Below are 12,164 nucleotides of genomic sequence, written 5' to 3'. Positions count from 1 at the left end.
CATGGACGTCAGGTCTCCATTACCTACACCAACGGCCGCACGCCCATGGACTGGATGCGTCGACGTGTCGATTCGGTGCTGGGCAAACAGATCTACAGCCATCGCATGTCAGTGGTCGAACCGGTGTTCGGTAATATTGGTACCAATAAAGGCTTGAATCGTTTCTCGTTACGAGGAAAGCAAAAGGTTCAAGGGCAATGGCGGTTGTTCTGTTTGGTCCATAACATCGAAAAGTTAATGAATTATGGAGCAATCGCTTAGTCACAGAGCTATCCACAGAAATACCACGCCCTCCTCGCATAAGAGGTGATTATGTTGAATGGATTTGGTTAAATAACGGACATCAAAAACAAAGGAATCCAGGCTGAGGATAACGATTTATCGGTTATCGTTTTCTACAGCCTCGTTAAGGTTACGAGATCGTATGGACAAGTGTCCTCACTGTGAAAAAGAAAGTATAAGATCTTGGCAAAAGGTCTGCTCCACGTGGATAAATCCGGCGGTGTGTGAAGAGTGCGGTATGCCGAGTAAGATGGAGCCGAAATTTGGAATGGGAATTTATAAGTTTCCGATCTTACTAGGCCTTATCATCTGGCCTTGTGCAATCTACTTTGAATCAGGTTGGCCTTTAATGTTGTTTGTACCAGCTTTTGTTTTCCCAATTAAGAAGCATGTGTCTAGTTCCGGTTTAAGTAAGGTAAGTAACTCATGAGAATAAGCCTTAACAAGCGCATGTTGCCGCCCTACGGGCTGGGGCTGCCACCAAAGGGGTACAAGATCAATCGCTTTTTATTGCAGTGTTATGTGAAGTGTCATGGGTAATTTCAAAGGACCAACCGAAGGCGGTTCAGGTGGAAAACGTGGTCACTCCAATATGGAGCATTGGACAGAGACTGAAAAGTTAAAAGGTTCATCTCGCATTCATCGGAGAAGAGATGATTTGCATTATTCTCGAGAAGGAATAGATGAATACACTAGAAAATATCTTCAACCATATTGGTTTCCTCTGGATCAAGGAATTGGGATAGGCATTACCGCATATAGCGAGGGGGAGGCAATATCGTTAGCAGAGGAATGTCTAAAAAAATACTATCCAAACCAAGAACTGGGAAAACCTATAATTGGCCTCTCCGTTAACGAGCTTGACCAAGGTCATGTAATTCCGAATATGGGTCCAATCAATTTAAAGGGGGTTTGGTTTCCAAAAGAAAACGTATAAGAAGAATCACATAGCAAACAAAGGCAGAATCACCCTTCGGGCTGGATGTGTTCACACCCCTGCTTGAAGCATTAAGGCTCCGCATCGGGATCTGACCCCGTATTGGTAAGAAATAAATCTACCGTAAAAATTGCGCACACATATTCCATCGAACGATTAAATTGTTTTTTTCCTAGCTTTGGTTCGAACGGCCTGCTTAGCCCATAAAGAAGTCGAGCAACAGTGCTCAAAACACCTCCATAAGGCGTAAGCCGAATTCTTTGGCTACAGTTGAATATTCAATCAGAGTTATCTTTGCCTGGCCTTAGGCGGTTCTCTTTTGATCTTACCCTGTATTATCTAGAGCTATCTAATTTGTTATTAAAGGACTGAATGATGAATTCAATGATTCGCCAGTTATCTTTATTAGTCGTTACGGTGCTCGCTGTTTCGGGTTGTGCGACAACAGACCGCCCAGCGAAGTTACCCACTCATAAGCAGGAGGTCGTCTCTTTCCAGCCGGTTATTCTGGATGTGAAGCGTTTGAATCAAGCGTACGGTGCAAGCAACGTTCTGATTGTGCTCGACATCGATAATACGCTGCTGACCAGCTCGGTCGATTTAGGGGGTGACATCTGGTACCAGTGGCAACGAGGTAAGCTGGATATCAAGCCGGAACCAGCACAAAAGGTAGCCTGTTTGTTTGAAGATGCTATAGGCCTGCTGTATGAACTTGGGCCGATGAATTTAACGGAAGAAAATCTGCCGTCGGTGGTATCGACCTGGCAAATGTCGGGTAATACGGTTATGGCGTTAACGTCCCGGTCTCCCAGGTACAGGGCTGCTACGGAGCGTGAGTTGTACCGTAAAGGGTTCAACTTTGAAGTGACTGCCTTGTCGCCGCGTGGTGAAAAACCGCCAGTTTATCGTGAAAAAAGGGGCCGGGAATTAAGCTATATGAAAGGCGTTATGATGACCACGGGGATGAACAAGGGCGATATGCTGGAGTACCTGTTGGATAAGACAAGTAGGCGCTTTGATGCCATTGTGTTCGTTGATGATTCTCAGAAAAATATCGATAACGTCTATGAAAAATACAAACCAAGAAGCGATATCGATACCAATATCTATCATTATGTAAAAGTCGAACAAGACCGGATAGCCGAGTACGGGGCAGTACTCACTCACAAGCAAGCCGATAAAATGCATAAGGACTGGGTCGACCTTAACAAGACGTTGAATACCGTATTTCCGCAACGGCACAAGGATGGAAGTTGCCTAAGTGTGGATTGAACATCACTGACCGGTTTGCGCACTACCCGCTCACCACAAGCCGGTTTGAATGAGGGATAATGATGCCGGACCAAAGCCAGTTTCCGTTGCAAAAACAGGGGCGTTTTTATCTCGCCGAAGGCGGCACCGAAACCGAGCTGATGTATAAGTACGGTTTCGAATTTGATCACTTTGCGCTGTTTCCTTTGCTTGAGAACCCTGCGGCTGTAGAGACATTACGGGGTATGTATCGGCGCTATCTTGAGGTGGTGGCACGGCAAGGCCTGTGCGCTCTGATGGGCGGGCTGGATTACCGGGCCAGCCCGGACTGGGGAGCCTTGCTTGGTTATTCGCCGGCGGGGTTGGCGGAGGCGACTCAGCGCTCAATTGCGTTTCTGAAGGAGCTGGCCAAGGAGTTTGCAGCGGATATTCCCGAAATTCTTATTCAGGGGTTGGTGGGCCCCCGCGGAGATGCCTATGAGCGCAACGAAGCGATCACCGTGAACGAAGCCGAGGATTACCACAGCGTTCAGCTGACCACGTTAAAAGCGGCCGAGGTGGATCTGGCGCTGGCCATTACCTTTAGCAATGTTCCGGAAGCCATCGGTGCTGCCAGAGCCGCCGCCAGGATCGGTATTCCACTGGCCGTCTCTCTCAGTCTGGATAGCCGTTCAACACTGAACTCCGGCGAAAGTCTGGCCGATGCCATTGCAACCATTGATTCGGCAACCGAACAAACCGTCGAGTTTTATTCGATTAACTGCTCCCACCCGATTGAATATGAGCCTGCTATCGAAGACGCCGACTGGATACACCGGGTCAGAGGCGTGCGCCCCAATGCGTCGAAAATGGACAAGATGGCGTTGTGCGAAATAGGCCATCTGGAAGCGGGTGATCCTGTAGAGTTGGGCCGGCTCTGCGGGGATCTGGCCAGGCGCTATCCCCATATGGATATTTGGGGTGGCTGCTGCGGCACCTGGGATGTGCATCTGGAAGAGATCGCCAGGCATATTGTGGCGGCACAGGCGCCGAGTGAAACCTGCTGAGACTGTAGCTTGATAGAAAATGGCTATGCAGGTTGAGTGAAAAATCAATTGGTCCAAGCGAAGGGCGCGGGCTATTTTTACAAGGTCTCTACAACAACTTAGCGCAATGAATAGTCAGCCGTGCCAACCTACAACTCCCTTACCCCACACTGCACTGGTTGCTGAAGGTGGCGGTCAACGGGGGATTTTTACTGCGGGTATTCTCGATGCCTGGTTGCGGGCCGATTTTAATCCGTTTGAACTGTTGATCGGCACCTCGGCCGGAGCCCAGAACCTGTCCAGCTATATGACCGGCCAACTAGGGTTTGGTCGGCGCGCCATTACCCGGTTGTCCAGCCATCCCCAGTTTTTCAAGGTGCATCGTACGCTGTTAGGGCGGCATGCGCTGGACCTGGACTGGTATTTTGATCAGGTCAAAACACCCGAGCAGGGGTTGAATATGGATTGCGGTTTTCGTCGGTTGGCAAACAGACAGTTGATGTTTTCTGCGACCCGTGTGGAGGATCGTCGCGCCCATTTTTTTGAGCCACAATCGGATAACTGGATTGAGTTGTTAAAAGCTTCCAGCGCCTTGCCTATCCTTTATAAAAATGGCGTCAGGATTGGCGATCAATATTATGTCGACGGTGGGCTTTCTGCGCCCCTTCCGGTCGAGGAAGCCTATCAGCGAGGGGCGGGCAAAATCGTCGTGCTGCGAACGGTCGCCGAGGATGCCAATGTAGAGTCGCCCTGGGCGCACAAAATTAAATCCTGGCTTTGCCAGGGCGGGCGCTGCCCTCAAATTATTGACCTGATTACGCATCATGAGGAACGCTACGCTCGCTCCCTGGATTTTATCCACAGTCCACCCGCTGATGCAGAGATCATTCAAATTTTTCCGCCCAGCGCGTTACGCAGTAATCTGGTGGCTAGCAGTCGACAGGCATTGCAGCGCGATTATGAGATGGGGGTCGATACGGGAAAAACGTATCTGGAACAGCTCGGCGGCGTCGTAGCCCAGGCCAGCTGATCAAGCTGCCGAACTCAAGACTCAGAGCGTTTGGGTGGAATCGAGTAGGTGCCGACCACATGAGCGACGGGGTCATGCTCCCCTTCACTGAACAGTGACACCTCTCCAACCGCCAGGCTACGACCCCGTTTCATCAGTTTGCATTCGGCAATCAGATCGCGACCGGCGGTCGGTTTGCGCATAAAATTGATGGTCAGATTGGTCGTTACGGCGAGTGGCACAATGCCGATCTCCCCCAGAATTGCCATATAGAGCGCAACATCGGCCAGGGCCATCATGCAGGGCCCGGACACTGTGCCGCCGGGGCGCAGGTCGGCATCGGTGACCGCATGACGTAGCGTCGCGGTAGCGGGACCTACGGCTTCCAACGTACTGCGACACTGGGGAAATTCCGTTTCGAGAAAAGTAATCAGTTCCTGTTTTGTTGGCATGGGTCAGCATTCCTGGCGGCTGTTTTTCTTAACATACCAGCCCGGTTGGCTAAAAGATAAGCATCCTTAAGGCGCGGATTCGAGTTTCTGTGGCAGCCATACTGTTAGCGCTCTCGATGATTCGATAGGATGGGGCAGGAATAATTCGGCGGTTCAGTCTGCAGAGTGACGATTGCGATTTATTCAGTCGAGAACAGATTTACATACCAGGGATTGGCGAGAAAAGAGACGGTTATGCCAGAATTTACCGAAGAGCAGTTTGTCGAGTTAATCAAAAAGTCCGAAGTGGCCGCGGCCGAAAATATCAACAGTTATAAGTTAAAATTGGCACTGTTTGCCTTGCTGGGTTATGCCGTCATTTTTTTCGTGGTGGCCAGTTTGGTGCTGTTGGTGGGTGGCACCATCGGCCTGGCCTTTGTCGGCGGTGGACTGTTTTTACTGCTGATCAAGAAGAAATTTATCTTCGTGATTCTGATCGCAATCTGGACATTGCTAAAAGCCTTATGGGTAAAGTTTGATCCGCCGGAAGGCAGGGTGCTGGAACGCAATCAATACCCGGAGCTTTTTAAAGAGATCGATGAGCTGACCGACACCCTCAATGCGCTGAAAATTCATCAGGTTATTATTCAGGATAATCTGAACGCGGCGGTCGTTCAGCACCCGAGATTCGGTATTCTCGGTGGTCAGAAGAACACATTGTTTCTGGGTATTCAGTTATTGCTGGCGTTACCGCCGCAGGAGATGCGCTCTGTCCTGGCCCATGAATTTGGTCACCTGTCGGGCAACCACAGTCGCTTTTCTGGCTGGATCTATCGAGTGCGTATGAGCTGGTACCGGATCATGGAAGCGTTTGAAGGCAGCGAATCGTTCGGGGCCAGCTTGATGCGTCGTTTCTTTAACTGGTACGCCCCCAAATTTGCCGCCTACTCTTTTGCGCTTGCTCGGAACAACGAATACGAGGCCGACCAGGTGGCCGCAGAACTGACCTCGCCGGAGGTGGCGGCCAAGGCCTTGGTCAACGTTCATGCCCAGGCCCCCTATATTGATCGCGAATTCTGGGACGCCTATTTTAAGCAAGCCGACAAGATGCCTACTCCCCCTATTGCACCTTACGAAGGGCTTGCCCGGTTCCTGAAAAAATCACCCATTACGCGCAAGCAGTTGTTGCAAACGATCAAACAGGAGATGCAGGAGGAGACCCATTACGCTGATACGCATCCGGCGCTGAAAGATCGAGTCGAAGCGATCACTTCGCAAGCTGTGATTCCGAGCGACTTTAGCAAGAACTCGGCCGAGGTTTGGTTAGGAGAGCGCTATCAGGATCTCTTGTCCGAGTTCGATAAGGACTGGATGGGCCGAAACAGCGAACGCTGGAAAGGGCGTTATGAGTACGTGGTGGAAGCCAAGCGGACCTTGGCCGAGACTGTCCACATCGATCTGGATACCTTGAGCGATGACGACCTGTGGGACCTGACGCAATACAAGGATGAATTCGAGGGAGACGAAGCTGCTCTGCCGGTTTATCTGCGGTTTCTGTCGCGACATCCTAAAAGTATTGGGGCAGCGTTTTATATTGGTCGCATACTTTTTACTCGTAAGGATGAGCGGGCCATCAAGTATCTGCGCATTGCCCTGAACGGCCCCAATACACTGGAAGATGCCGGGCGCATGGGGTATCACCTGCTGAAGGATAACGGTAAGGAACAGGCTGCGGAAGCCTGGTGGCAGGAGGTGCTGCAAGTCGACGAACGGCATCGCGAGGCCGCCGCCCAGCGGCAGAGCTTTGGGCCAGAGGAGGCATTAAGAAAAGCAGACATAGATAAGGAGCTGTTTCACGAATTGGCGAAGGCTTTGAAAGCCAACCGGCGAGTCGGTTCAGCCTGGATCGCCGAGAAAGCGATTAAAGAAGATGGCTGGCCTCCGGTTTACATTGTTGCCTTCAGTCCGCGGGGGTTCCTGTGGAGTACTGAGAAAGCCGTGGAGACCGTGGCAGAGAGTCTGCAGATAGATGCCGACATCTTTGTCGTGTGTGTCAAGGGTGATACTGCAGAGCTTGGCAAGAAAGTGAAAACGATGGGCCGAAAAATTGTCTGATGCCCCGAGCGACATACTGGGTGAAGGGCAGGGTATGTTGCGGCTATAGCGAAGAAAATCTATCCAAAAAAAACGATAAAAAGGAAACACCATGAGCATAGAGAAACAGAGCGTTCGATCGGGCCCCTACAAGAACATCTTTGCCCAGGCCGTTAAGGTAGACAATGTGCTCTACCTGTCTGGTCAGGTTGGCATTGATGACAGCGGCGTTGCGGGCGCCGATGTGATCGAACAGACTCGATTGGCTTACGTCAATATTCAAAAAGTATTGTCGGAGTTTGGGGCGAGTCTGGACAATATCGTCGATGAAACCCTGTTCGTGACCGATATCAATGAGGTGATGACAAACGCTGAGCCAATGTTTGAGGCCCGGGCGCTGGCCTACGGCGGTGTCCCGGAAGTGTGCCAAACCCTGGTTCAGGTATCGGCGCTGGTGATGCCGACATTAAAGCTGGAGATCAAGTGCGTGGCCCACCTCTGATTTTGTACCTTGATCCGTGCCTCCCTTAGCGCCAGAGGGGCACGGCAATGGAGTGGTGTTTAATGCGTTATACAGGGTTGTCGGCGGGAAATTACCTTCAGTAAAGCGTTGGCCAGATCATTCATTAAAGGTATAAAAAAGCTTAGATTTACTCCCAAAAAAATCAAAAAGCAGATAATTTCTTGTCCTGGATTAATCCCTTTCAGCCTCCGTCCTGGAATTCATTGAGAATGCAAAAGGGTCGTGATATAAGCGTGCGCTCAAAAATTCAGCAACGCTAACCGGTGATTCGTGTTTGCCATCTTGGCTGGCTTTGGCCACTGAGGTGCTTCTTCTATCCCTCACAGTCTGTGCTCGTCTGACGGCGGCGTTGCCCTATCTTCGCAATAGTAGTTAGTAGGCACCATATGTTAATAAATATCCTGAGCGGCTTTTCCATCCGGAAAAAGCTGGTTGTCTCGATGATTCTGGCGGTCGTGGTCTCGACCAGTGTCGTGAGTTATGTCGGCTATGCCAAAGCGCAGTCGATTATGCTCAACCGTTTGGAACAATCCGACCTTCCCAATCTGCTGCAACGGGTCAGAAATGCCGTTGATGGCGAGATAGCGGAAATGAAGGTGCTGACCCAGTCCATTGCGACCAACCCGTTTTTCCTCGACTGGGTGAAGAGTGGCGAGAGTGCGGCCGGGGAAGAAAAGCTGACCCAGTTCCTCAGAATGACCCGGGATAACAACCAGTTGAGTAACGCCTCCTTCGTCGATAAGGAGTCTGCCAAATACTGGAATCAGGATGGCCTGCTGCGCGTATTACAAAATGACGATCGTGATGGCTGGTTCTATGCGTTCAAAAACAGTGGCGAGGCTGAACTGGCCAGTACCTATTCCTACGGAGATGGCAACACAGACGTTTTTGTCAATTTCCAAATGCTGAACGGGCGTGGAATGTCCGGGGTTTCCAAGTCATTCAATGACATGGTGGCCTACCTGAATAGTTTCCAGATCGAAAAAACCGGTTTTGTTTATCTGGTGGATCAAAACGGTTTAATCAAGATTCACCCGGATGAATCGAAAAGTGAAAAGGTGAATATCTCCGAGCAATACCCGGAGATAAAAACCGCAGGTCTGTTTAAAAAAGCCCCGTTTGATTTCGAAACCGGCCATAAGCTGGTCGTCGCGACCAGTTATATTCCATCGCTGGGCTGGTATGTGGTGGCTGAAGTCCCCAAGGCGGAGTTGTACGCGGGCCTGGAAGAAGCCCGCAACTCTATGTTGTTGTCGTTTTCGCTGGTGGTAGGACTCTTTATCCTGATCAGTGTGATGTTGTCCGGCATGCTAATGAAACCGATTAACGCGCTGGCCTCCTTGTTTAAAGAACTGGGTGAGGGCGAGGGCGATTTAACCTACCGCCTTAATGTTGAGGGTAATAATGAGATCGCGCAGCTCAGTAAGGGATTCAATACCTTTATCAGCAAAATCAATACGGTGGTGTCCGATGTCGCCGCTACTTCGGTAACGGTCAGGGAGTCCTCTAACGAGCTTGCGGTTATGGCCGAAGATTCCAAAGAGTCAGCCTTTACCCAGCGGGATCAAGCCATTCAAGTGTCGACGGCGATCAACCAGATGGGCTCTACCATTGCCGAGATCGCAAAAAATGCCAACGTGGCGGCCGAAACCACGACCAATGCTACCACCAAGGCCGGTGAAGCTCGGCGTGTGGTTGATGAGTCGGCGGATAGCATTGGCGCGATGGCGACCAACATGGAAACGGTCTCCCAGACCATCGAGTCGCTCAACGAAAAGAACAATGCCATCAGCAGTGTGCTGGATGTGATACGTGGCATTTCTGACCAAACCAATTTGCTGGCGCTCAACGCCGCCATTGAGGCCGCACGGGCGGGTGAATCCGGCCGGGGCTTTGCCGTGGTGGCGGACGAGGTGAGGAATCTGGCCAAGCGCACAGCGGATTCGACCGAAGAGATCAATGAGATGATCACGCAGCTGCAGGACGAATCGAAAAAGGCGGTGGTGGGTGTGCGCGAAACCAGCGAGCTGGCGGAGGCGGGTGTGCAGGCTGCCGAGAAAGCCAATGTTGCCCTGGGTGAAATTGTCGAGCAGGTAGCGATTATTTCGGATATCAATACCCAGGTTGCTACCGCTACCGAAGAGCAGTCGGTGGTCGTCGGTGAAATCAACGGTCACGTGACCTCTATCGGGGAGCTGACCGAAGGTGCCGCCAATACCGCTCAGCATATGGCCGCGTCGAGCGATGCCTTGAATTCCATGGCGGGTCGACTCGATGAGCTGGTGCGGCGTTTCAAGCTCTAGCGCGCCAGAGCTATTCAGGGTCTTTGATGCGCCCAACAACACGGGTAGAAAGTCGTGCAAGATTTTCTACCCGTGTAATGGCCTCTGGCGCATTACCTTCTACGATAATGAGCACGGCTCATCAAAGCATAGGGTGTGAGCACAATTGGGCATATACTGACACTATTGTTTCGTCTGGCACATTTGAGGTGGCTCCATGACCGACCTTACTCTGGTAATCGGTAACAAAAACTATTCCTCCTGGTCACTGCGTCCCTGGTTATTGCTGCGCCAGTTCGGTATCGCCTTTAACGAGATTCGAATTACCTTGCGCACGAGCCAGTTTCCTGAGGAAGTACGGCATTGGTCGGCAGCGGGGAAGGTGCCGGTATTGGCCGCGGGCGAGCTTCGGGTCTGGGACTCGCTGGCGATTTGCGAGTACATTAATGAACACTATCTGGCAGGCAGTGGTTGGCCGCAGGATTCTGTCAGCCGGGCTTTGGCCCGAGCAATCAGCGCGGAGATGCATTCGGGCTTTTTGGCGCTACGTACCGATATGCCGATGAACTGCCGTCGCAGTGTGCAGGGGTTTCAAGCCTCCAGCGCCGTGCAGCAGGATATTGATCGCATTGTCGACATCTGGAACCAGTGCCGAGAGCGTTATGGTGAAGATGGCCCCTGGCTATTTGGTGAGTTCTCCATTGCCGACGCCATGTTTGCCCCGGTCGCTGTGCGCTTTCAGGGTTATGGCATCGAGCTGCCAGCGGTCGCGGCGGAGTATCAGCAACAGATTCTGTCGTTGCCGGCGATGCAGGAATGGCTGGAGGCGGCGATTCAGGAGCAGGAGGTTATTGCTGCTGAAGAGGTGCCCGACAGGGACGTATGAAGCTGCTTGGTAACCGTCGATGAACATTCCCACGACCCCGGTTGTTGACCCGAGCATCGCCTGCTCCCGTTGCCAGGCCTGTTGCTGTCAGTTGGAAGTGATGCTGATCACCGATACCGGCGTGCCGGAGCGCTTTATCGACACCGACCGTTGGGGCGGCATGACCATGGCCCGACTGGATGATGGTTGGTGCGCGGCGCTCGATCGCGACACTATGTCCTGCACCATCTACGAGTTGCGTCCGTTGATCTGCCGGGAATTTGAGATGGGCTCCGCCGAGTGCGTTGTCGAACGCACCGCATATTATGGCCCAGCAGCCTGCTAGGGTGGGAAGACCAGCTCTGCTCTATCCTGGACTATACTGAACGGTTAGGTCTGGTTTCGGATTTTATTTGACCCTGTTCGATCTCTTGCAGTGATCGCCGCCCAATAAAGGGGGAACCCTTATGGCTGATCATATTCACGACCTTCCGGTGTGCGGCTTTGGTGCCCACAATCCCCATGATGCCAGCTGTACGGGCCTCGGTGATGAGCTGGCCTGCGGTGAAATTGTGGACCCTGCGCACCCTCATTTTGGCAGGGCGCTGTGCCGGCATCGCGATCCCCCGGCTGGCCCTGTCACCGAACACGACCATATTCATGACCTGCCGGTGTGCTCCTTCGGCGCCCATAGTCCGCACGCCCCGAGTTGTGCCGGGCGTGGCGTCGAAATCGCCTGCGGTGAAATTGTCGATCCTACCCATCCCGGCTTCGGCCGCGCTCTTTGTCGACATGTTGGGCCACCGCCGGCTGTATCCTCTTCCAGCTCCAGCTCCAGCTCCAGCTCCAGCTCCAGCTCCAGCTCCAGTTCCAGTTCTTCGTCTGGCTCCAGCACCTCGAGCAGTTCGTCGCCGTCCGCTTCCAGCGCCAGTTCTTCGTCGGGTTCCAGTACTTCGAGCAGTTCGTCGCCGTCCGCTTCCAGCGCCAGTTCTTCGTCGGGCTCCAGCACCTCGAGCAGTTCGTCCCCGTCCGCTTCCAGCGCCAGCTCTTCGTCGGGTTCCAGTACTTCGAGCAGTTCGTCGCCGTCCGCTTCCAGCTCCAGCTCTTCGTCGGGCTCCAGCACTTCGAGCAGTTCGTCGCCGTCCGCTTCCAGCGCCAGTTCTTCATCGGCTTCCAGCACAAGCAGTAGTTCAAGCCGTTCGTCATCCTCAGGTGGTGGAGGTGGAGGTGGCGGTGGAGGCGGCATCGATTGGTTTGGTTGGCTGCAAACCATTGCTCGCTGGATTCTGAGTTTTGGTGCCATCGCAGCATTCTGGCTGCTGGTGTGGATGACCTGGTTTGGTATTACTTTCCCCTGGTTGTTTGAACTGCCCTGGTTTTTTGCCCTCTGGCAATGGCTGTGGCGCTGGGTGCATAAAACCACGCCACCCCCGGTACCGGTTTGGCCGCCCATCCCACCTCAGCC

At 52.5% G+C, this 12,164-nt stretch carries 13 protein-coding genes; 10 read left to right on the top strand and 3 right to left on the bottom strand.

What is annotated here, in order from left to right:
- The 5 genes from MIB40_RS13940 to MIB40_RS13920 all read left to right on the top strand — a co-directional run.
- Positions 1-261, top strand: a 261-nt coding sequence (locus MIB40_RS13940) for a transposase (protein ID WP_249695384.1), incomplete at its 5' end; no start/stop codon positions are given.
- A gap of 553 nt (positions 262-814) precedes the next feature.
- Positions 815-1,219 (top strand): hypothetical protein, encoded by a 405-nt coding sequence (locus tag MIB40_RS13935; RefSeq protein WP_249695381.1) that lies wholly within the window; start codon positions 815-817, stop codon positions 1,217-1,219.
- A 384-nt stretch (positions 1,220-1,603) separates the two neighbouring features.
- Positions 1,604-2,491: a DUF2608 domain-containing protein gene (locus MIB40_RS13930; RefSeq protein ID WP_249695379.1), complete on the top strand. Its 888-nt coding sequence runs from the start codon at positions 1,604-1,606 to the stop codon at positions 2,489-2,491.
- 59 nt (positions 2,492-2,550) lie between these two features.
- The gene (locus MIB40_RS13925) at positions 2,551-3,516 is read left to right on the top strand and encodes a homocysteine S-methyltransferase family protein (RefSeq protein WP_249695378.1); all 966 of its coding nucleotides are present in this window, start codon (positions 2,551-2,553) and stop codon (positions 3,514-3,516) included.
- Between the two features lie 106 nt (positions 3,517-3,622).
- Positions 3,623-4,525 (top strand): patatin-like phospholipase family protein, encoded by a 903-nt coding sequence (locus tag MIB40_RS13920; RefSeq protein ID WP_249695376.1) that lies wholly within the window; start codon positions 3,623-3,625, stop codon positions 4,523-4,525.
- Positions 4,526-4,539: 14 nt separating this feature from the next.
- Here MIB40_RS13920 and MIB40_RS13915 read toward each other — a convergent pair whose 3' ends face one another.
- The gene (locus MIB40_RS13915; protein ID WP_249695374.1) at positions 4,540-4,956 is read right to left on the bottom strand and encodes a PaaI family thioesterase; all 417 of its coding nucleotides are present in this window, start codon (positions 4,954-4,956) and stop codon (positions 4,540-4,542) included.
- A 234-nt stretch (positions 4,957-5,190) separates the two neighbouring features.
- Here MIB40_RS13915 and MIB40_RS13910 point away from each other — a divergent pair, with 234 nt between their 5' ends.
- From MIB40_RS13910 to MIB40_RS13890, 5 genes are all read left to right on the top strand, one after another.
- Complete coding sequence (locus tag MIB40_RS13910) at positions 5,191-7,050, top strand: M48 family metallopeptidase (RefSeq protein WP_249695372.1); 1,860 nt, start codon at positions 5,191-5,193, stop codon at positions 7,048-7,050.
- Positions 7,051-7,141: 91 nt separating this feature from the next.
- Positions 7,142-7,531 carry a RidA family protein gene (locus MIB40_RS13905; RefSeq protein ID WP_249695370.1) on the top strand — a complete coding sequence of 130 codons (390 nt, stop codon included), beginning with the start codon at positions 7,142-7,144 and terminating at the stop codon, positions 7,529-7,531.
- A gap of 407 nt (positions 7,532-7,938) precedes the next feature.
- Entirely contained in the window at positions 7,939-9,855 is a 1,917-nt protein-coding gene (locus MIB40_RS13900; protein ID WP_249695368.1) for a methyl-accepting chemotaxis protein, read from the top strand.
- 196 nt (positions 9,856-10,051) lie between these two features.
- Positions 10,052-10,720, top strand: a complete 669-nt coding sequence (locus MIB40_RS13895) for a glutathione S-transferase family protein (RefSeq protein ID WP_249695367.1) — start codon at positions 10,052-10,054, stop codon at positions 10,718-10,720.
- 19 nt (positions 10,721-10,739) lie between these two features.
- Positions 10,740-11,045 (top strand): YkgJ family cysteine cluster protein, encoded by a 306-nt coding sequence (locus MIB40_RS13890; protein ID WP_249695365.1) that lies wholly within the window; start codon positions 10,740-10,742, stop codon positions 11,043-11,045.
- Between the two features lie 31 nt (positions 11,046-11,076).
- Here MIB40_RS13890 and MIB40_RS13885 read toward each other — a convergent pair whose 3' ends face one another.
- Positions 11,077-11,361, bottom strand: a complete 285-nt coding sequence (locus MIB40_RS13885) for a hypothetical protein (protein ID WP_249695363.1) — start codon at positions 11,359-11,361, stop codon at positions 11,077-11,079.
- Positions 11,358-12,122: a hypothetical protein gene (locus tag MIB40_RS13880; protein ID WP_249695361.1), complete on the bottom strand. Its 765-nt coding sequence runs from the start codon at positions 12,120-12,122 to the stop codon at positions 11,358-11,360. The genes MIB40_RS13885 and MIB40_RS13880 overlap by 4 nt, the downstream gene beginning before the upstream one ends.
- Between the last annotated feature and the right edge of the window lie 42 nt (positions 12,123-12,164).

It is taken from the genome of Aestuariirhabdus haliotis, from assembly GCF_023509475.1.
Classification (GTDB): domain Bacteria; phylum Pseudomonadota; class Gammaproteobacteria; order Pseudomonadales; family Aestuariirhabdaceae; genus Aestuariirhabdus; species Aestuariirhabdus haliotis.
This window is presented reverse-complemented; position numbering and strand designations above follow the sequence as displayed.